The sequence below is a fragment of the Clostridium sp. 001 genome (assembly GCF_019056555.1).
Classification (GTDB): Bacteria; Bacillota; Clostridia; order Clostridiales; family Clostridiaceae; genus Clostridium_B; species Clostridium_B ragsdalei.
In genome coordinates, this window is sequence record NZ_CP020473.1 from 3423463 (window position 1) to 3445908 (window position 22446).

A 22446-nucleotide genomic window follows, 5' to 3' on the forward strand; every position below is an offset into this window, starting at 1 on the left:
AGTAATATTATCAATGAATAAGATAAAATTTTGGGAGTGTGTCCATTGAAATATATGAAAAAATATATACATAAATACTGGAAAGGTTTTTGTCTTGCTATATTTTGTCTTGCTGTGGAAGCAATGTGTGATTTGATGCAGCCTACTATAATGTCAAAAATAGTAGATATAGGTGTAGCAAATAAGAATATGAATTATATAGTTAAACATGGATTTATAATGCTGATAATTACTGGATTAGGTGCTTTAGGTGCATCAGGACGTAATATATTATCTGGAAGTGTATCTCAAAAATTTAGTAGGGATTTGAGGGAAGATTTATTTAAAAAAATTCAAAGCTTTTCCTTTAATAGTATTGATAAATTTAAAAGCAGTTCACTTATAACACGTCTTACCAATGATGTAACTCAAGTTCAAAATTTTGTAAATGGACTTATGAGGATATTTGTAAAGGCTCCTATTGTTTGTGTTGGAAGTATTATTATGGCGTCCAAACTGAATTTACATTTAGCAGTCATTTTGTTTATTATAATACCAATTATAGTTTTACTTATATTGTTAAATATGAAAATAGGATATCCCTATTTTATGAAGGTTCAAGTATCACTTGATAAAATAAATTCTGTTATGAGGGAATATTTATCCGGAGTAAGGGTGGTAAAGGCATTTAATAGATTTAATTATGAAAGTGAAAAATTTAAAATTGCAAATGAAAATTTAGGAAAATTAACTACGACTGCAATGCGTATCATGTCCTTATTTTCTCCAGGAAGAAATTTGATTATAAATATAGGAATAATATGTGTTTTGTGGATTGGTGGAAAGTATGTAGAGACAGGAGACATTCAGGTAGGAAAAATAATTGCTTTTACTAATTATATGACACAAATACTTTTTTCTATTATGATGATATCTGTTGTATTCAATGTATTTGCTAGATCTAAAGCTTCAGCAGTTAGGATTTTTGAAGTATTGGATGAAGAGGATGACATGGAATTTAATGGAGCCTCTATAAATTTTACGGAAAAAGGAAGAATAGATTTTGATAATGTATGCTTTTCCTATTCAGATGGACATCAAGTTATAAATAATATTAGTTTTACCTGTATGCCAGGAGAAACAATTGGTATTGTCGGACCTACAGGTTCAGGTAAAAGCAGTTTGGTGAATTTAATACCTAGATTTTATAATGTAACTTCTGGAACGATAAAAATTGATGGAGTGAATGTACAGAATGTAGATGAAAAAGCTTTGATGGATAAAATAGCGTTAGTGCCTCAAAAAACAACATTGTTTACTGGAACTGTTTTGGAGAATATAAGATGGGGTAAAGAAAATGCTTCTCTAGAAGAAGTAAAAAAAGTTTGTGAAATTGCAGAAATTAATGAATTTATAGATAGATTTCCTGAAAAATATGATACTAAAATTGGACAAGAAGGAATTAATTTTTCAGGTGGTCAAAAACAGAGAATTTCCATAGCACGTGCACTTATTAAAAGGCCTGAAGTACTTATATTTGATGACTGTACAAGTGCATTAGATGCAGTTACAGAAGCTAAGATAAAAGAAAATTTGAGAAAAAATTTAATAAATTTAACGTGTATCATAATTTCACAGAAAATATCTTCTATAATATGGGCAGATAAAATACTTGTAATTGATGATGGAAAGTTAGTAGGTATTGGAAAACACGATGAACTTGTGAAAACCTGTAAAACTTATGAAGATATATTCATATCTCAGTTTGGAAAGGAGAACATATAGAGGATATGGGAAAGTATGATAGAAATAACATATCAGTGCCTTTAGGGTCTAGAAAGAGAGGAAGGGGAAGAAGACTTGGACCTGTAGAAAAACCAAAAAATTTAAGAAAAACGCTTCTAAGACTGTGGAAATATTTTGGAAGTGAAAGAAAATTGTTAGTTATAATACTCATATCTGTAATAATAGATTCTCTAGTAGGACTTATAGGACCTTATCTTATAGGAAAAGCTATTGATGCCATGTCAGAATCCTATGGAAAAGTAAACTTTCATATGCTTTGGGTAATAATTATGTTGCTTTTATTAACTTATGTAGTGGATGCTATTTTAACTTTTTTTCAGGGATGGATTATGTCAGGGGTAGCCCAGCGGATAATAATGGGTCTTAGAAAAAACTTATTTGGTAAACTTCAAAATCTTCCACTATCTTTTTTTGATATGAATACTCATGGAGAAATTATGAGTAGACTTACAAATGATGTAGAAAACGTAAGTAGTACTATATCACAATCTACTGTTCAGCTTATGTCAGGTGTAATAACAGTTTTAGGATCGTTTGTAATGATGCTTATATTAAGTCCGTTTCTTACTGTTGTGACTTTAATTACAGTGCCTATGGTCTTTTTATTAACTAAAAGTATAGCAAAAAAAACAAATCCGCTGTTTAAAAACCAACAAATAGAACTTGGAAAACTTAATGGACATATAGAAGAAACAATATCCGGGTTTCAAGTAGTAAAAGCTTTTAATCATGGCGAAAAGAGTGTAGAGGAGTTTAATAAAATAAATTATTCCCTATGTGAAGTAGGATTAAAAGCTCAAGTTTGGTCAGGATTTTTAATGCCAATTATGAATGTAATAAACAATATAGGTTTTGCAGCTGTAGCAGGTGTAGGTGGGATTTTAGCTTTAAAAAATATTATAACAGTGGGAATTATAGCTAGTTTTTTAAGTTATTCAAGGCAATTTGCAAGACCATTAAATGATATAGCTAGTATATTTAATACACTTCAATCAGCAGCAGCAGGTGCAGAAAGAGTATTTGAAGTGCTGGATGAAAAAGAGGAGTTGGAAGATATTTCTCATGCAAAAGTATTTGATCATGTAAAAGGGCAGGTTACTTTTGAAAATGTAAGCTTTTGCTATAGAAAAGATGTTAAAATACTAAAAAACATAAGTTTTGATATAAATCCTGGTACAAAAGTCGCCCTTGTTGGACCTACAGGAGCTGGTAAAACAACTATTGTGAATTTGGTCACCAGATTTTATGATGTATCGGATGGTAAAATTTTAATTGATGGAGAGGATATAAGAAATTATAAGAGAGATAGTCTTAGAAAATGTTTTGGTATAGTTCTTCAGGATACGTATCTTTTTGCAGGGACAATACTTGAAAATATTAGGTATGGTAAATTAGATGCAGATTTTACTGAAATTAAGCAGGCAGTTAAGTTTGCTAATGCAGAAGCATTTATTGAAAGACTCCCGCAAAAATACAATACTTTAATTCATGAAGGAGGAAATAACTTAAGCCAAGGTGAAAGGCAGCTTATAGCTATATCAAGGGCAATACTTTCAAATCCAGCAATACTTGTTTTAGACGAAGCTACTAGTAATGTGGATACACTAACAGAACTTAAGATAGAGGATGCCATGAATAAACTTATGAGGGGAAGAACTAGTTTTATTATTGCCCATAGATTAAGCACTATTAAAAATTCAGACGTCATAATGGTAATAGATAATGGAGAAATAGTAGAGAAAGGAAGTCATAGAGATTTAATTAAAAAGAAGAGTATGTACTACAATATGTATCATAATCAATTTTACAGAAAAGAGCCACTATAAAAATAGAGCCAAAAGTGTAAATTTTGCACTTTTGGCTCTATTTTATTGATTATTTTCAATTTTAGCAGTAAAATTAGATAATAATTTAGTATGTTTTTAAAAGTTGGAAACAATGAAAAATTCTCTATAATTGGGCACCTGGAGAGTTTGGAGTTAGTGGTGCAACCTGCCAATAATCGATTAATTTTAATCGATTATTGGCAGGTTGCATATAAGGGGAAAATTTAGATATTTTTAGGGGGTTTTGATTGTGAAGAAATGTATGAAATCAATTGCTGTTATTGGTTTATTAGCTATTATTTTAGGGACAGGCTGTTCAAATTCTTTATCTTCAAATGAAAATGAACCTGTAATTGGTTTTGTTGCCTATGAATTTAATAACACATGGATAACTGAACTTAAGAATGAGATTTATAAGGTATCTAATGGAAAAGCTAGAGTTGATATTTGGAGTGGAGATAATATTCAAACAGTTGAAAATGACAAGATAAATCTCTTTATAAATAGAAAAGTAAATGTGCTTGATATAAATCCAGTGGATGTTAATGCTGCAGGACAGATTATTGAAAAATGTAAAAAAGCAAATATATCTGCAGTATTTGTAAATCGTCAACCTAAAAAAGAAGACATGGAAAAATGGAATAAAGTTTACTATGTAGGTGCTAAAGCGGAGCAATCCGGAACAATACAGGGGCAGATGCTTACAAATTATTTTAAAGACCATCCTACTCAAGATGGCACTATTAGATATATTATGCTAAAAGGGGAAACGGGAAATCAAGATGCTGAAGAGAGAACACAATATTCTATAAAAGCTCTTGAAGATTCAGGCTTTAAGGTGCAAAAGGTGGCAGAAGATACTGCCATGTGGGATCGTACAAAGGCTCAGGAAAAAATGACCTCGTTTATTTCGTCATATGGCCCAAATTTTGACTGTGTAATAGCAAACAATGATGACATGGCCCTTGGAGCTGTTGATGCCCTAAAAGCAGCTGGATATTTTAATGGAGGAAAATATGTACCTGTAGTAGGTGTAGATGCTACGGCACCGGCAGTTAAAGCTGTTGAAGATGGCACCCTTCTCGGGACTGTTTTAAACGATGCTGCAAAACAGGGTGATGCTGTTTTTGATTTATCATATATGCTTTCCAAGGGGAAAACTCCTGATGAAAGTAATTTTAAGTATAAGATTACAGATGGAAAATACATCTGGATTGATTACAAAATGATTACAAAAGAAAATGTGCAGGATGCAAAATAGGATTAATTGGGGGAGAGTATTGTGATAAAGGATGTAAAAGTTAAAACTAAAATTTTCGCAGGATTTAGTATTATTTTGATAATGATGTTTTTTGCTACAATAGGCGCCTTTTATAATTTTAACCGTATTGAAAAATCTACAGACAGGGTTTCAAAAGATGTTATTCCAATAGGCAATATTATGTCCCAAATTAGCAGTGAACTGATAAATGAAGAGTCAGGAGTCAGAGGTTATATTGCAAGCGATGGAGATAACAGATTTTTAGAGTCCTATAATTTAAGTGAAGAAAATATTCAAAAGGATATAGAAAATATAAAAAATTATTATTACGTAGATGATAATTTAGCTATTACTATAAAAAATGAAGTTATACCAAATATTCAGGTAATAGATAACTATTTTAAAGATCAAATAAACTTAGTTAAGTCGGGAAAAATTCAAATAGCAAGGGATAGACTACAAGATGGAAAAGTATATATGGATGATTATAAATATGTGTATACTAAACTTAGTAATATGATAAATGAAATTACAAGTAATGCATGGGCACAGACTAGAAATGCAGGATCTAGAGCAAAATGGATTATGGGTATTATATTTTTAATAAGTATTGCAGCTAGCATTTTTGCAGCAATGAAAATTTCTAATAAAATTGTAGTAAGACTTGATAAGTGTGTAGATTCCCTGGGACAGATAGCTGATGGAAATTTGGTAGTTGAACCTATAAAAATAGAAGAAAAGGACGAAATAGGAGAACTGGCTACTTCAATTAATATAATGGCACAAAATTTAAAAAATATTGTAAGACTGGTCCTAAATGTTTCTAATGAGGTAACTGAATCTTCAGAAGAACTTTATAATAACGCCCATCAGTTAAATGATACTGTAGGACATGTGAATGATGCCATTAACAAGGTGGCTGAAGGAGCTGAAAATCAATCTAAATCTTCAGGAGAAGCATCTGCAGTAGTTGAGCAAATTTCCGCAAGTTCTCAGGAAGTGGCAGCTAATTCTCAGGAAGTAGCAAATGCTGCAAGTAATGCATCTTCGGCAGCTAAAAAAGGCAGTGATGTTATATTGCAGGCTGTTAGCCAGATGGAATCTATTAAAAATTCAACGGAAATAGTAAAAGATTCAGTGGAAAAGCTTAATTGTGATTCTATGGCTATTGGAGAAATTGTAAATACTATTTCAGATATTGCAGATCAAACTAATTTATTGGCTTTAAATGCATCTATCGAGGCTGCGCGTGCTGGAGAACAGGGAAAAGGATTTTCAGTTGTAGCAGAAGAAGTACGTGAACTTGCAGAGGAATCAGGTGAATCTGCAGATAAAATTGCAAAACTTATTCAGCAAGTTAAAGAAAATATTCAAGGAGCTACTGTTTCTATGAAAAGCAGTATGGACAATGTAAATGATGGGATGAAAGTAGTGAACAATGCGGGAAATTCATTTAATGAAATATTAAAGCTTGTAAATGATGTTTCTTTGCAAATTCAGAGTACTTCGGAAACTTTGCAGCAGCTTGCAGAAGGTAGTGAACAAATTGTTTTAAATGTAGGGGCAATTGATAAGATATCAAAGGACACTGCATCTCAAAGTCAAACAGTATCTGGAGAAACTGAAGAATTATATGCATCTATGGAGGAAATAACTTCTTCTAGTCAGAATTTAGCCAATTTATCTGAACAGCTTAAACGAGCTGTAAATAAATTTAAAATTTAGTGAAACAATTTATATGTTGAATAATTGACATAATTGTGATATTATGTCCATATTAAAATTAAAAATAATTTGTATTTCGGTTGGACAAATATTTATTTGTTTTCAAGATGATAATATGACTTTTGGGGTGGAAAGTCCTTTAGGGGGCTTTCTACTTTTTTAAGCTAAAATAAGGAGGATATAATGGAAAAAACTTTATTAGATATAGTATTAATTCTTATATGTACAAAGATAGGCGGAATCATTAGTAGAAAGTTGAAGATGCCGGAGGTTTTAGGGGCACTTATTGCAGGTGTAATACTTGGTCCTGTTATTTTAAATGTTGTTCAGTATGATGATAATATAAAACTTCTCTCAAACTTAGGAGTAATTATGCTCATGTTTCTTGCAGGTCTTGAGACTAATATTGAAGAATTTAAAAAAGCAGGATTATCTTCTTTTATCATTGCCATGTGTGGTATTATTTTACCTCTTGTTTTAGGAACTTTAAGTGCATATATATTTTTTAATAATTTCCTAGAAAATGTATTTGTTGGAGTTATTTTAACGGCCACTAGTGTAAGTATTAGTGTGGAAACTCTTAAGGAACTTGGTAAGCTAAATACAAGAGCTGGTATAAATATTTTGGGAGCTGCTGTAATAGATGATGTTTTAGGGCTTATTCTCATATCTATAGTACTTGCAGTAGCCCAAAGCTCTGGCTCTGGAGCCTCAGCTTCCGGGATGATGTCACTTGTTTTTGTGTTTGTAAAAATAATTTTATTTTGTGGATTTTCTATATTGGGTATAGTGTATTTACCTAAGTATATAAATAAATTTACCAGGGATGTAAAGCCAGGTAAAGAGATGCTTACTTTTTCACTAGCATTTGCACTTTTAATAGCATGTGTTGCAGAGTATCTTGGAATAGCGGCTATTACAGGAGCATATATATGTGGACTTGTACTTTCTTCTATTGAGCATAAAAAGTATTTAGAAAGAAATATCAAAGCAATTTCTTCTGGATTTTTATCACTTATATTTTTTGCAAGTGTGGGCATTGAAGCAAATTTAAAGGGTCTCAATCTAGAAGTACTAATTATTACTTTAGTTATGTTTGTTATTGCAGTTGTTGGAAAAATAATTGGATGTGGTGGTGCGGCTAGAGTTCTTAAAATGAGTAAAAGTGAGTCTTTACAAATTGGAGTAGGTATGATCTCTAGAGGAGAAGTTGCTATAATTACTGCAAATATAGGATTACAAAAAAATATTATATCGGAGGAAATATTTCTTCCAACTTTAATGGTTGTAATACTTACGACAATTATAACTCCTGTGCTTTTAAAAGTGGCTTTTTCTCATAAAAGTGAATCTTTGTCTAAGCTAGATATTTAAAATTCACAAATTGTGAATTGATTATGATATTAGGAGATGTTGTAATGATAAGAAGAGGAAATATAAAAGATCTGGACACTATAGTAAAATACAATTATAATTTAGCTAAAGAAACAGAAAATCTGGAATTAGATAAAGAAATATTGAAAAAAGGTGTAAGAACTGCACTAGAAGACAATGGAAATGGAATTTATTTTGTATATGAAAAGGACGACATGGTAGTGGGACAGATCATGATAACTAAAGAATGGAGTGATTGGAGAAACGGAGATTATTGGTGGATACAGAGTGTATATGTAAACAAAGATTATAGAGGACAAGGAATATTTACACAATTGTTTGATTATGTGAAATATCTTGCTGAACGCAGCAATAATGTGTGCAGTTTGAGATTATATGTAGAAAAGAAAAATGAAAGAGCTAAAGATACTTATAAGTCCAAAGGAATGAAAGAAACGCATTATCTAATGTATGAAATTAAAAAATAATTGTTGTTGGGAGATGGTATTGTGTTTAAGAAAATAGGTAAATTTATTGTGGTAGCTGTGGTGTGTGGATTTCTATTTGTGGGTAAAGATTGCTATGCTGCAGAAAATTATAAAATTTGGAATAACGATGCCACCTCTAATGTAGCCAATAACAAGACATGGACAATAAGTTTTAATAAAAATATTGATATAAATTCAGCAAAAAACTCTATTAAAGTATATGAGCAGGACAATAATCAATCAGTAGCAGTTAATGTAGTGAGTTCAAAATCAGATGTTGTGCAGGTTTCACCTGAAAATCCCTACACTTCTGGCGAAAAATACGTTTTGGTAATAGATAATAACTTAAAATCTACTGATGGCAAGCAATTAAATGAAGGAGTAAAATATAATTTTACAGTAAATGGGCAAAATGGATCCAATGGTGAAATTTCAATACAAAATTATACTCAGTATTACAATGCTGTAAAGGATGCACTTTCTAATTATAAGGATACTTTAGTTTTAAACATAACAAACTATGATAGAAGTACTTATAATTTGGGTGTCATAGATAAGATTTTGAAAGACAATCCAAATTTAAGAGATTGGTATTCAAGTGCAGGAAGTAATGTTGAGAGTTCCAGTTCTACTAAAATGACTATAAATTTTAAGTATGACGATACTAAGCAAAATTTAATAGCTAAGGAAAATGCAATACAGCAAAAAGTCGATCAGGTAGTAAACAGTGTCACAACACCTCAAATGAAAGACTATGAAAAAGAATTGGCGCTTCATGATTATGTGGTAAACAATACAGAATATGATCAAAGGGCAGTTACAGGAAATATGCCTAATGATTCCTATACTGCTTATGGAGTTTTAGTGAATAAAACAGCAGTTTGTCAGGGTTATGCAGATGCTATGGACAGGCTTCTTGCAGCTGCTGATATAGAATGTAAAATGGTAATAGGACAGGGAAATGATGGAGATGGATGGATAAGCCATGCCTGGAATATAGTAAAAATACAGGGGCAGTATTATCAGGTGGACTCTACCTGGGATGATCCTGTTACAAATGATGGATCCAAGCTTCTTTCACATTCTTATTTTAATATAACTGATTCTCAGATTGCCAAAAATCACGAGTGGGATAAATCAGATTACCCTGAATGTAATAGTACTGACTATAGTTTTTCTAAACTAGGTGTAACTGAGAAAGACAAATATGGCAATGATATAAAGGTTGTAGATAATTATAATGACTTTTACAATGCATTAAAAAATTATGTAATTAGTCAGAGGCAATCTTTTAGTATTAAAATATTAAATTACAATTCTACAAATTACAATGTGCCAAAAAACTTGAAGCAAATAGTTACTAAATATAATATTTATGGAGACTATAATTTGACCTACTATTCAGATGAAATATCAGGTGCAGAAGTTTTCACAATAGTAAAATCTTAATTAAAGAAAGTAAGGGGGTCGCTGATCCCATTACTTAATTGTTACATATACTTGAAATGAATTATATTATTGTAAAGTTTTATATAAACAGAGTTCTTGGTTTCAGGTGGAGTTTTTTCTCCATCTGAAACTTATTAACAGGATTCTTAGTGCTTCAGCACTTAGAAGGCGTTATCCTTTAGGAGAAATCGTTATCCAGGGGCGTAGCAGCCGTTATGCACAGCATAAGAACTCTAAATCGCTAAAGCTCAAGAGTTCTAATATCCCCCACTTTATAAGAAAAGCAGATATCCCAAATTTTTGATTTGGTGCTAGTCGCTTTCACAGAGTGCGATGGGGGTATTATGGCTGGTAGCCATCGGATAAATGACGTATAATTTATATAAACGATTTAGTCAGGAGGGAACAAAATGGATAAAAAATTATGGGAAAAATGTGTTGAATTTCACGGACATTTATGTCCTGGACTTGCAATAGGCTATAAAGCCAGTGAGGCGGCTAAAGAAAAAATGGGAATTTCTTTTTCAAAAGATGAGGAGATAGTGTGCATAACTGAAAACGATGCCTGTGGAGTAGATGCGGTTCAGGTGATAACAGGGTGTACCATGGGAAAGGGAAACTTAATTTATAGAGACCGCGGTAAAATGGCATTTAGTTTTTTTAATAGAAAAAATGGTGATGCCCTGAGAGTGGTATTAAAAAATTGGCCGAGAAGTGGGGACAGACAAAAAGATATTGATTATTTGCTAAACTGTCCTTGTGAAAAATTATTTTATTATAAAAAACCAGGATTTTCTGTGCCGGAAAAGGCTAGGTCATTTAATAACATAGTATGTGAAAATTGTGGAGAAGATACAGCTGAACATAGAATTAGAATAATGAATGGAAAAAAGGTATGTTTAGATTGTTTTAAAGAGTATTCAAGGAAAGAATAAATATCTTAATAATATATTAAAATTTTATATTTGGTTATAATTTTATACTTCTTTTATTCATAAATATAGTATATTATATTTATAATATGTATTAATATTTATCTCAACTTTCGCAGTTTAAAAACTTTGTGAAGCAAAGCTTCGCAAGTTAATAATTAATAGTTAATAATTAATAGTGAAGGATGATTTTTAGCTGTCGCAAAAAATCTTTAAATTTATATAAGTCAGTGTCTAGTAATGTTTTGCTTTAGCAAAACGAGCATTCAAAAACTTAATTAAAGATTTTTTGTAGTGTAACGGAAAAAAATCTACATTAACTATTAATTCTTCATTCTTAACTATTAATTAAAAAATTGCTTCGTAATTTTTTATATTAAGTCAAAATTTTATATGTGCGAAAGTTGAGTATTTATAAAACTAAATTAAAAAGGAGTTTAAACACATGAAATTAAAAACAATTTTTAGTAAATTATTGATAGTGCTTATGGCTATAACTGTAGTTTCACCTATTTCAGGGAATAGAGTTTATGCAGATGCCTATAAAGTTGTAACCTTAGGAGGAGATCTAACAGATAGCCAAAAACAAGAAATGCTTAAGTATTTTGGAGTTACCAAACAGGATGCTAATGTAATAGATGTCAATATAGATGAAGAAAAAAAGTATTTAGGAGATGTTGCAAGCAGTGATAAAATAGGTACAAAATCTATATCCTGTGCTTATGTAGAACCAACATCAAGTGGTGGATTAAATGTATCTACAAATAACATATATTGGGTAAGCAGCAGCATGATAAAAAATGCACTGATTACTGCAGGAATAAAAAATGCAAATGTTAAGGCAGCAGCTCCTTTTAATGTATCTGGAACAGCAGCTCTTACTGGAATTTTAAAGGGGTTTGAAAATAGTGCAAATGGCGGCAAAATTGATGAAAATAAAAAGAAAGCTGCCAATGATGAATTGGTTACTACAGGAGAGTTAGGAGATAAGATAGGAAAAGACAAAGCTGCGGGTGTAATGAATGATATAAAAACACAAGTAGTTAAAGATAAGCCTACAACTGAAGCTGGGGTAAGAAAGATAGTTGAAAATGTAACTAATAACTATAACTTAAATTTGAGTACTGGAGATATTGATAAAATAACCAATGTTATGAATAAAATAAATGGTTTAAATTTGAATTTTGGAGATATAAAAAGTCAGTTAGGTAGTGTTGCAGATCAGTTAAAGGGTACTTTATCTAGCGAACAGACTCAGGGATTTTTTGCTAAAATTATTAATGCAGTTAAAAACTTTTTTTCTAATCTATTTTAGTATAGTTCAGAATTGAGAGTGGATAATTGAAAGTTATTATTTACTTTCAATTATCCACTTTAAACTTAAATATAATTGGAGGAATAATTTTGGAATATAAAAATTATAAGATGGAAACTTTTATACCTGAGGAATATGTGACAAAACTTCGAGAGAGTTTGAATGATATAGGAGCATTGACTATAGGCGGAAATTATGATAACTGTATGTCAGTTTCTAAAGTTACAGGGTACTGGAGACCACTTTCAGGAGCAAATCCATTTAAAGGAGAAAAGGGTGAAGTAAGTAGAGAAGAGGAATGTAAAGTAGAGTTTTGCTGTAAAAGTGAAATAGTAGAAAAAGCTATAAGCACTATAAGAAAGGTTCATCCTTATGAAGAACCGGTTATAAACGTAATACCCATTTCGAATTTTGTAAAATATTAAAAAGCATGAAGCTCTAGTAACTTCATGCTTTTTAATATATATTATATTTTTAATTTTGAAACTAATCCTTTAAGCTTTTCATTTCTTTCTTTAGCATATTCTGAAAGATGCTTAGCTTTCTCTGATTTTTCCACTATTGTATTAGTTTTCTCAGCAATAGTAGTAGTTCCATTTGCACCTTCATTTGCAGCAGTTGTTACACCATTTATTATTTCCGATAAATTTTTAATTGAATCAAGAATTTGGTTTGATGCATCATCAAATTCTGAAACCATGTTTTTAATAAAATTTGCATCTAAACTATACTTATCTGTTGCGTTGAGCATAGTTTGGTAATCTAGTTTAACGTTATTTGTCATATAATCCATCATACCATTTGCACTTTGTGCAAGATTATTTACTGAGGCTATTACTTTTTCTGTTATTTGTTTAATTTTTGAAACTGCATTAGAAGAATCATCTGCAAGTTTTGCTATTTCATCTGCAACTACTGAAAAACCTTTACCGGCTTCTCCGGCTCTTGCTGCTTCTATTGCTGCATTAAGAGCTAGAAGACTAGTTTGTTCGGTTATTTCCATTATAGTGTTTGAAAGAACAGTAATTTCATCAACAGATTTTGATTGTTCTAAGGCATTTTTAAGTTTTTCACTTGTTTCTTCATAAATTTCAAGTCTTTTTTTCTCTGATTCTAAAAAGTTTGCCTTCAATTTTTTAGCAGTATCATCAATTTCTTTAGCTGATACTGCACCTTCTTTAGCCTTGTTAGCTATAACTTCCACTGATTTCTCTATTTCATTTGATGTAGCATTCATTTCTTCTGTAGATGCTGCTGTTTCTTCCATAGTTGCTGATAACTCTTCAGTAGTTGAAGCAACATCTTCTATATTTGAATTTAATTCTTCCATATGTTTTACAGTATCTATAACTGCACCTTCTACATTTGAGGACTCATCTTTGACCCCTAGAACAAGCTCACCAATAGAACCTTGCATTTTATCAATGGATTTTGCAAGTATACCTATTTCATCTTCCTTATGTAAAAACTCTTCTGGCATTTTTTCAGTAAAATCAGCATTTGAAAGTACTTCCAGATGATTACATGCTACAGTTACAGGATAAATATTTCTTTTAATAAGCATAAACATTAATGCAATTACTGCTAGGGTAATAATTATAGCCATAAGCATTATTATTCTGAAAAGTTGGGTATATTCAACATACATTTGTTTATCTGAAATTATTGAGACAAAGGCCCATTTGTTAGCTACTCCATTTAAAACTATTGGAGAGTATGCTTTTAGTGATAAAGTTCCTGTTGCTATGGCTTTTTTGTGCGTTTGGAAACTTTCACCATTAGAAATTTTATCCAAAGTATCTTTTTCACTTTTATCCAAATCAACTACATTATTATTCACTAATTCTTGATTTTTACCATTTGCAACAATTTTACCTGTATTTGTAACTATTGATGCATAACCACCCATAGGTTTTGCTTTGTTGACAGTTTGTTGTAGATTTTGGAGTTTAATATCTGCTCCTACCACTCCTAAAAAATTTCCACTATCATCAAGTATAGGCATTGTTAGTGAAGTAATTAAAGTGCTTTTGCCATCTATTTTATATGTATATGGTTCTATTAAACAAGTTTTTTTCGTTTCCTTTGGAAGAAAATAATAACTTCCACTACTTTCGTCATTATAACCTGAGCAAGGTTCTAGTTTTATACTTCCATTTTCTCGTACGAGATAGGGAACAAATCTACCAGTAGCATCATAACCATCTTTATTTATATAGGAACTATCTTTCCCATCAAATGTATTAGGTTCCCAGGCTGTGTATAATCCTAGTATATCGCTATTTTTTTCTAGTGTAGTTTTTAAAATCTCAATTACCTGTTCTCTGCTTAAACTTCCTGATTTTTTACAATATAAGACAGTATTTTTTATTCCTTCCACGGTGGCCTGTGATACTTTAAAGTCCCCCTGTATATCTTTTGCGAAAGCATCTGATACCTGCTTTGCTTGTTCGTTGGCTTGGTTATAAGAACTTTGTTGAACTTTTTTAAGTGTAACTCCTTCAATAATAACAATTCCTAAAAGTACTACTATGCCAAGTATAATACTTAATTTCACTGCTAAATTTAATTTTTTAAACATCTGTGTCTCCTTTCAAATTTTGTAGGATAATTAGTAACATAATTATCCTATGCTTCTGCATTCTTCATCATTTTCCTTTACTTTTATTTATTCGTTATGTATGAGTGAAAAAATTAGTGCAAATACTAAATTTTGTGTAAAATTTTGTAGATAATTTATATTTTATGTATTGTATATACTAAAAAAATATAATGAACATAAAAATAAAATTAACAGTTGACAACAAAAATGAATTGTACTATACTTACAACATAATAATTTTTAGATAAAAACTTAGATAGGGATCAGTAGATTTGTATTATATTTTAAGAGAGTGGTGTAAGGTGTAAATCCACATATAGTATATTTTGAACTCGCCCTGGAGTTGTAGGCTGAATTACAGTAAGCTGAGCCGGCGAAAGCCGTTATTAAATTAAGTATAAATTTGGATGGTACCGCGACAGACTTCTCGCTCCAAGAGAAGCCTGTTTTTTATATTATAATTTTGCGGTATATAAAAAACTGAAAATAAGAAAACTGTGATAGGAAATAGTAAATGTAATTTATATTTTAAAGAGAGTGGGTAAAAGGTGAAAACCCATAGATGTTGTACATTGAACTCATCCTTGAGTTATAGGCTGAAATTACAGTAAGCTGTATCGGCAAAATGCCGTTATTGAATTGAGTAATAATTTGGGTGGTACCGCGAACAGACTTCTCGCCCCAAGAGAGGCCTGTTTTTTTTATACCCCTAAATATTCAGATAGTAGTTTTTTTACTGGCCAATAAAAAACTTGTGTTATATAAAAATAAATTTAGGAGGATTTAATTATGAGTAAGATAAATATATTTGATACTACACTTAGGGATGGAGAGCAGACACCAAATGTCAGTTTAAACATAAATGATAAACTCACTATTGCAAAACAACTTCAAAAGTTATCTGTAGATGTAATAGAAGCTGGATTTCCAATAGCTTCAGAAGGAGACTTTGAAGCAGTTAAGGCTATTGCACAAAATATAGAAGGACCTGTTATAGTAGGCCTTGCAAGAGCTGTAAAGAATGATATATCTAGAGCATGGGAAGCTATTAAATACTCTAAAAAGCCTAGAATACATGTTTTCATTGCAACATCGGATTTGCATATGAAATATAAACTTAAAATGGAACCTGATGAGGTTTTAAAAGAGGCAGTTGAAATGGTAACTTACGCTAGAAGCTTATGCCCTAGCATAGAATTTTCTCCAGAAGATGCTACAAGAACAAGACCTGAATTTTTATATAAAGTAGTGGAAGCTGTTATAGATGCAGGAGCAGATGTGGTGAATATACCAGATACAGTAGGGTATACTACTCCAAGTGAATATGGAGCATTAATAAAAGGAATTAAAGATAATGTGCCAAATATAAACAAAGCCATAATAAGTGTTCACTGTCATAATGATTTAGGTCTTGCCGTGGCAAACTCCCTGGCAGCTATTGAAAATGGAGCACAGCAGGTTGAATGTGCAGTAAACGGCTTAGGGGAGAGAGCAGGAAATGCAGCACTTGAGGAAATAGTAATGGCAATTAAAACTAGATCTGATTGTTTTAACTGTGAAACAGGAATTATAACAGAAGAAATAACGAGGACCAGCAAACTTGTAAGCCATATAACTGGAATGCAGGTTCAAAATAACAAAGCTGTAGTAGGTGCAAATGCTTTTGCTCATGAATCAGGTATACACCAACATGGAGTTTTAAATTGTAGAGAAACCTATGAAATTATGACTCCTGAATCTGTAGGACTTAAGAAAAGTCTCATAGTACTTGGAAAGCATTCGGGAAGACATGCTTTTATAGAACGTATTGAAGAATTGGGATATAAAAATTTAAGTAAAGAAAAAATAGATGAAATATTCAAAGAATTCAAAGACTTGGCTGACAAAAAGAAGCATGTATCAGATGAAGATATAGAAAGTTTAGTAAAAAATGAAATTTTCCAGGTACCAGAAGTATTTAATTTAAAATATTATCAGGTTTCTACAGGAAATGCTGTAATGTCCACTTCTACTGTAGAAATAGAGTACAATGGCAAAAGTATAAAGGAAGCTTCCTGTGGAGATGGACCTGTAGATGCTACTTTTAAAGCCATTGAAAAAGCTATAGGAATTGATGTTACTTTAAATGACTATTTTATAAAATCTGTAGGATATGGAAAAGATGCATTAGGAGAAGCTACTGTAAAGGTTGAAAAAGAAGGTAAAGTTTTTTCAGCAAAAGGAGTAAGTACAGACATAGTAGAGGCGAGTGGCAAAGCTTTTATAAATGCCATGAACAAGATTCATTATGAAAATTCTTTAAAGAAAGCTGCAGAATGTTAAAATAAAATTTTGATAGGAGTTGATAAACATGGGCATGACCATGACGCAAAAAATACTAGCTCACCATGCGAAAATGGATGAAGTAAAGGCTGGACAATTAATAAAGGTTAAATTGGATTTGGTACTTGGAAATGATATAACTACGCCAGTAGCTATAAATGAATTTAATAAAATTGGTCTTAACAATGTTTTTGACAAAAATAAAATAGCAATTGTCCCTGACCACTTTACACCAAATAAGGATATAAAATCTGCAGAGCAGTGTAAATATGTTAGAGAATTTGTAAAGAAGATGGAAATCAAAAATTACTTTGAAGTTGGAAGAATGGGAATTGAGCATGCTTTAATTCCTGAAAAAGGCCTTGCAGTCTGTGGAGATGTAGTAATAGGTGCGGATTCTCATACCTGTACCTATGGAGCTTTAGGTGCATTTTCTACAGGAATTGGTAGTACAGATATGGCAGCAGGTATGGCTACAGGGGAAGCTTGGTTTAAGGTGCCAGAAGCTATAAAATTTGTTCTTAAGGGAAAGCTTACTAAATGGGTAAGTGGAAAAGACTTAATACTTCATATTATTGGCATGATAGGAGTAGATGGGGCACTTTATAAATCCATGGAATTTACAGGTGAAGGAGTAAGCTCACTTACTATGGATGATCGTTTTACTATATGTAATATGGCCATTGAAGCAGGAGCTAAAAACGGAATTTTCCCTGTAGATGAAAATACTATAAATTATGTAAAAGAACATTCAAAGAAAAATTATACTGTATATGAAGCAGATAGTGATGCTGAGTATAGCCAGGTTATAGAAATAGATCTATCAAAAATTCGTCCTACAGTGGCATTTCCACATATACCTGAAAATACAAAGACCATTGATGAGGTAGGAGACATAAGAATAGATCAAGTTGTCATAGGTTCCTGTACTAATGGCAGAATAGGAGATTTAAGGGCAGCCGCTAGTATTTTAAAAGGAAGAAAAGTTAATGAAAATGTAAGAGCTATTATTTTCCCTGCTACTCAAGCTATATATCTTCAGGCAATGAAAGAAGGACTTATTGAAATATTCATAGAAGCAGGGGCAGTGGTAAGTACTCCTACCTGTGGACCTTGTCTTGGTGGACATATGGGAATACTGGCAGAAGGAGAGAGGGCAGTTTCCACTACTAATAGAAACTTTGTAGGTAGAATGGGACATGTAAAGAGTGAAGTATACCTGGCAAGTCCAGAAGTAGCAGCAGCTTCAGCAGTAACAGGTAAAATTTCATCACCAGAGGAGGTAGTAAAATAATGATAAAAGGAAAGGCAATTAAGTATGGAGATAATGTAGATACGGATGTTATAATTCCAGCTAGATATCTAAACACCAGTGACCATAAGGAACTTGCTTCTCACTGTATGGAGGATATAGATAAAGATTTCTCAAAGAAAATAAGTAAAGGGGATATAATGATAGCTGGTAAAAATTTTGGATGTGGTTCTTCTAGAGAACATGCACCTATAGCTATTAAGGCTTCTGGAATAAGCTGCATTATTGCTGAAACTTTTGCTAGGATATTCTTTAGAAATTCCATAAATATAGGACTTCCTATAATGGAATGTGAAGAAGCTGCAAAGGACATAGATGAAAAAGATGAAGTATCTGTAGATACAGTTTCTGGAGTAATAACAAATATAACTAAAAATAAAACTTATAAAGCTGTTCCTTTCCCTGAATTTATGCATAAGATTATAAAATCAGAGGGACTTATAAACTATATAAAAGAAGAGGTGGAAAACAAGTGAAGATAGCTATAATACCAGGAGACGGAATTGGAAAAGAGATAATTGAACAGGCAAAAAAAGTATTAAAGGCAGCCTCTGCAAAATATAATTTTGATTTTGAATGTGAGGAGGTACTTTTAGGCGGTGCAGCAGTGGATGCCACAGGAGTTCCTCTTCCAGATAAGACTGTTGAAGTTTGCAAAAAAAGTGATGCTGTACTTTTAGGTGCAGTAGGTGGACCTAAATGGGATAGTTTGCCTAGCAAACTTAGACCAGAAGCTGGTCTTTTGGGTATAAGAAAAGCCCTTGGGGTATTTGCAAATTTAAGGCCTGCCATACTATTTCCAGAACTTATAGCAGCTTCAAATTTGAAGCCAGAAGTACTTGGCGGCGGTCTAGATATTATGATAGTAAGAGAATTAATAGGTGGGGCGTATTTTGGAGAGAAAAACAGAATAGATATTGAAGGTGGAAAAAAAGCCTGGGATACTATAAGTTATACCAGCTTTGAAATAGATAGAATTACCAGAAAGGCTTTTGAAATTGCAAGAAAGAGAAATAACATACTTACTTTAGTAGATAAGGCCAATGTACTTGAAAGTTCCAAGCTGTGGAGAGAAGTAGTGGGAAACATAGCAAAGGAATATGAAGATGTAGAAATAAACTATATGTATGTGGATAACGCTTCTATGCAGCTTATAAGAGATCCTAAACAATTTGATGTAATTTTAACTGAAAATATGTTTGGAGACATTTTAAGTGATGAAGCTTCAATGCTTACGGGTTCTCTTGGAATGCTGCCTTCTGCAAGTGTAAGGGGAGATTCCTTTGGATTATATGAACCTGTACATGGCTCTGCACCAGATATTGCAGGACAAAATAAGGCAAATCCAATTGGAACAATTATGAGTGTTGCTATGATGCTTAAGTACAGTTTTGATATGGAACAGGCCTATGTAGATATAAAAAATGCTATATCAAAAGTGCTTAAAGAAGGTTATAGAACAGGTGATATAGCAAAAGAAAGTTCAAAATTAGTTGGTACAGAAGAAATGGGAGACTTAATAGTTAAGAATTTATAGGTCATAGAGTTTCTAAGTAAAAAGTTTACTTATACCAGCCATATACTAACAAAAATCATCACACTAAAAACTTTTTATAAGTCTAAAGTTCGGTATTTTGAAAATCTAAAGAAGATTATATAAACTCGTACCTCAGACACATATAAGCTTCTAAGATTTTCTAAAATACCTCACTAAGACTTATAAAAAAAGTTTTTAAGTGTGATTTCAATTTTGTTAGTATATTTTATGTATAAGTTAAAATTTTATTAGAATTACTATAGAATTTATAAATTATGTTCCAATTATTAAAATAAATGTATATTAAATATTCTATGTGTGATTTAATTTTTCACGATGTTATTGTATACTGGAAAGAATAAATATCATTAACAGTATGAAAATTATTTAAATAGGTAGTTAGCTCTACAATTAAACTTAGCCAAATTGCCAATTTGATTTAAATGCTAAATGTATCAATTCATCCGAGATTTATAATTAACAATTTTGAGTAATTATGAATTTAATTTTTAATTTTATGATCTATAGCGTTTCTAACTTAAAAATAAAACTTATACGTAGAAATATTTTACAATAAACAAACACATTTAAATATTTTGTGTATAAGTCTTAGTAGAAAATTTGTAAAAAAACTTAGACCTTTTGAATTGTCTGAGGTACGAGTTTTCAAAAGGCCTTAGTTTTTATAAATTTTCTTCTTAGACTTATCAAAATATTTAACCGTGTTTGTGGTTGTAAAAATATTCGGAGTATAAGTTTTATTTTTTGCTTAGAAACTCTATAAGGTAATTTACCTCAATTGATAACTATACTGTCCATCTTCTTCAACATTGTAGAAATCAGAATAATCTATGTCAAAAATATTTTTATGGATATTGCTTATATTTACTTTATTTTTTATGAGATATCCTAGTACGCCGCAGTAAGATATATCTCCAACTAGAAGTGCACCGTAGATTACTCCATCTTTGTGAACTATTTTTTGATAAACTCCATCTCCTTCTAATGTATCAACAGCATAACTTTCATCTGCTATATTTACATTACCAAGGGATACGCATGGAAGGTTAAATAAATTCATTGAGTTCTTCATGCCAAAAGTGTCATGTAATTCTCTATTTATACCTACCATGTTGTAAGCAGCAGTTATTCCCTGCTTTACAGCTATAGGCCATATAGGAGCAGTAAAAGTAACATCTCCTGCAGCATATATATTATCTACAGTGGTTTTACAATGTTTGTCTATGACAATGCCTTTTTCAACTTTTATCCTGCTGTCTTTTATAAAGCTTACATTTGGTCTAACACCAGCAGCAACTATTATCATATCGCAATCTATAGAAGTTGAATTTGATAGTACTGCTTTACTTACAGTTCCGTCTTTATTTAAAACTACCTCTTCCAATTTAACTGAAGTAAAGACATCTATACCTTTTTCTTTTAACAACTTTTCATATATAGTGGATGCAGTTTTGTCCAGTTGAAGGGGGAGAATCCTATCTCCCATTTCTACAACTGAAATCTTTATATTTTTCACCATAAGACCTAAAAGTGCATCAATTCCTACAAGACCTGCACCAAGTATTACCACTTGTTTTGCGTTTTTAAGTTTGTCTTGTATAGCAGTTACATCTTCAAAATTTCTAAGGGAGTACACTCCTTTAGCTTCTCTTAATTTTTTAACTGGGGGAATAAAGGAGGAAGCACCAGAAGCTATAAGGAGCTTGTCAAATTTGAAGCTGCTGTTGTCTTGAAGTAAGACTTTTTTCTTGTCAATATCAATATTGCTTACATCTGCATCTTTTATCCATTCTATATTATTTTTTTCAAAGAAATCAGAATCTACAAAATTTATGGTATCTAAATTTCTACTTCCCTCAAGTACTTTGTGGAGTATACATCTTGAATAAACTGCATTATCCTTTGAAATAATAGTTATTTTGGAGGATTTATCTAACTTTCTTAAAGTTTTAGCAGCATTTATTCCAGCAGCACTGGCTCCTATTATTACATATTTTGTGTGAAAAAATATTTTTATTGTTAAACCACTCATAGGAGATCTGCCTCCTTTTCAATATAAATTGCTCCTGTTGGACAATTTTCAACGCATCTAGGTGTATCTCTGTCACCACACAGGTCACATTTAACTACTTTACTTTTGGTCTGAGTATCTGGTTTCAATACTCCATAAGGACAGGACATGACGCACATAAAGCAGCTGGCACATTTATGCTCATCATAGGATACTATACCAGTTTCAGGATCTTTAGTCATGGCACCGCTCATACATGTCATTACGCACTCAGGTTCGTCACAGTGACGGCAAAATATAGGAAGCTTGTTTCCATTATCATCTTTAGATATATGATTTCTACTTTCAAGAAATTTATTGCTGAGATCCAGATCATAAAAAGATTTCCCATTTTCATTGTGTTCTGCCATACAAGCTAAAGTACAATTTAAGCATCCGGTACATAAATCCTTATTTATCATTATTCTTTTCATGAGATCACCCTCT

17 protein-coding genes, 1 riboswitch and 3 other annotated features are annotated in these 22446 nt (G+C 31.7%); of the genes, 14 read left to right on the top strand and 3 right to left on the bottom strand.

The window, feature by feature from the left end; genetic code table 11:
• The first annotated feature begins 54 nt into the window (after positions 1–54).
• The 10 genes from B5S50_RS15965 (at position 55) to cutA (ending at position 12580) form a co-directional block, all read left to right on the top strand.
• Positions 55–1764 (top strand): ABC transporter ATP-binding protein, encoded by a 1710-nt coding sequence (locus B5S50_RS15965; protein WP_242872087.1) that lies wholly within the window; start codon positions 55–57, stop codon positions 1762–1764.
• A gap of 5 nt (positions 1765–1769) precedes the next feature.
• On the top strand, positions 1770–3611 hold the full coding sequence (locus B5S50_RS15970; RefSeq protein ID WP_065077147.1) for an ABC transporter ATP-binding protein: 1842 nt from the start codon (positions 1770–1772) through the stop codon (positions 3609–3611).
• Positions 3612–3707: 96 nt separating this feature from the next.
• A riboswitch (cyclic di-GMP riboswitch) is annotated at positions 3708–3791 on the top strand.
• Positions 3792–3861: 70 nt separating this feature from the next.
• Positions 3862–4872, top strand: a complete 1011-nt coding sequence (locus B5S50_RS15975) for a galactose ABC transporter substrate-binding protein (RefSeq protein WP_254306611.1) — start codon at positions 3862–3864, stop codon at positions 4870–4872.
• A gap of 21 nt (positions 4873–4893) precedes the next feature.
• Positions 4894–6597, top strand: coding sequence for a methyl-accepting chemotaxis protein (locus tag B5S50_RS15980; protein ID WP_065077145.1), 1704 nt, complete (start codon positions 4894–4896; stop codon positions 6595–6597).
• A gap of 78 nt (positions 6598–6675) precedes the next feature.
• Positions 6676–6734 (top strand) — a sequence feature (sodium ion sensor (DUF1646 type); this cis-regulatory element may regulate processes involved in with the transportation of sodium ions).
• A gap of 46 nt (positions 6735–6780) precedes the next feature.
• Positions 6781–7971, top strand: coding sequence for a cation:proton antiporter (locus B5S50_RS15985; RefSeq protein ID WP_217302319.1), 1191 nt, complete (start codon positions 6781–6783; stop codon positions 7969–7971).
• A 44-nt stretch (positions 7972–8015) separates the two neighbouring features.
• Positions 8016–8459 carry a GNAT family N-acetyltransferase gene (locus tag B5S50_RS15990; protein ID WP_023162949.1) on the top strand — a complete coding sequence of 148 codons (444 nt, stop codon included), beginning with the start codon at positions 8016–8018 and terminating at the stop codon, positions 8457–8459.
• A gap of 21 nt (positions 8460–8480) precedes the next feature.
• On the top strand, positions 8481–9908 hold the full coding sequence (locus B5S50_RS15995; protein WP_217302320.1) for a transglutaminase domain-containing protein: 1428 nt from the start codon (positions 8481–8483) through the stop codon (positions 9906–9908).
• Positions 9909–10318: 410 nt separating this feature from the next.
• The gene (locus B5S50_RS16000; RefSeq protein WP_217302321.1) at positions 10319–10843 is read left to right on the top strand and encodes an FmdE family protein; all 525 of its coding nucleotides are present in this window, start codon (positions 10319–10321) and stop codon (positions 10841–10843) included.
• Positions 10844–11285: 442 nt separating this feature from the next.
• Positions 11286–12155: a DUF1002 domain-containing protein gene (locus tag B5S50_RS16005; RefSeq protein WP_065077713.1), complete on the top strand. Its 870-nt coding sequence runs from the start codon at positions 11286–11288 to the stop codon at positions 12153–12155.
• Between the two features lie 89 nt (positions 12156–12244).
• Entirely contained in the window at positions 12245–12580 is a 336-nt protein-coding gene (gene cutA, locus B5S50_RS16010) for a divalent cation tolerance protein CutA (protein WP_065077712.1), read from the top strand.
• Between the two features lie 41 nt (positions 12581–12621).
• Here the strand turns inward: cutA and B5S50_RS16015 are convergent, their stop codons facing one another.
• Positions 12622–14736 (bottom strand): methyl-accepting chemotaxis protein, encoded by a 2115-nt coding sequence (locus tag B5S50_RS16015; RefSeq protein WP_065077711.1) that lies wholly within the window; start codon positions 14734–14736, stop codon positions 12622–12624.
• A gap of 265 nt (positions 14737–15001) precedes the next feature.
• Positions 15002–15195, top strand: a binding site (T-box leader).
• A 50-nt stretch (positions 15196–15245) separates the two neighbouring features.
• Positions 15246–15444, top strand: a binding site (T-box leader).
• A 99-nt stretch (positions 15445–15543) separates the two neighbouring features.
• On the opposite strand from B5S50_RS16015, the gene B5S50_RS16020 reads away from it, so the two are divergent.
• From B5S50_RS16020 to leuB, 4 genes are read left to right on the top strand one after another with little or no spacing between them, the layout of a single operon-like run.
• Positions 15544–17079, top strand: coding sequence for a 2-isopropylmalate synthase (locus B5S50_RS16020; RefSeq protein ID WP_154104948.1), 1536 nt, complete (start codon positions 15544–15546; stop codon positions 17077–17079).
• Between the two features lie 28 nt (positions 17080–17107).
• On the top strand, positions 17108–18373 hold the full coding sequence (gene leuC / locus B5S50_RS16025; RefSeq protein WP_217302322.1) for a 3-isopropylmalate dehydratase large subunit: 1266 nt from the start codon (positions 17108–17110) through the stop codon (positions 18371–18373).
• Entirely contained in the window at positions 18373–18867 is a 495-nt protein-coding gene (leuD, locus tag B5S50_RS16030) for a 3-isopropylmalate dehydratase small subunit (RefSeq protein ID WP_023162956.1), read from the top strand. Before leuC ends, leuD begins: the two co-directional genes overlap by 1 nt.
• The gene (gene leuB / locus B5S50_RS16035; RefSeq protein ID WP_217302323.1) at positions 18864–19928 is read left to right on the top strand and encodes a 3-isopropylmalate dehydrogenase; all 1065 of its coding nucleotides are present in this window, start codon (positions 18864–18866) and stop codon (positions 19926–19928) included. The genes leuD and leuB overlap by 4 nt, the downstream gene beginning before the upstream one ends.
• A 790-nt stretch (positions 19929–20718) precedes the next feature.
• Here the strand turns inward: leuB and B5S50_RS16040 are convergent.
• Both B5S50_RS16040 and B5S50_RS16045 read right to left on the bottom strand, forming a co-directional pair.
• Positions 20719–21981: an NAD(P)/FAD-dependent oxidoreductase gene (locus tag B5S50_RS16040; RefSeq protein ID WP_217302324.1), complete on the bottom strand. Its 1263-nt coding sequence runs from the start codon at positions 21979–21981 to the stop codon at positions 20719–20721.
• Positions 21978–22433 (bottom strand): 4Fe-4S dicluster domain-containing protein, encoded by a 456-nt coding sequence (locus B5S50_RS16045; RefSeq protein ID WP_217302325.1) that lies wholly within the window; start codon positions 22431–22433, stop codon positions 21978–21980. The genes B5S50_RS16040 and B5S50_RS16045 overlap by 4 nt, the downstream gene beginning before the upstream one ends.
• Between the last annotated feature and the right edge of the window lie 13 nt (positions 22434–22446).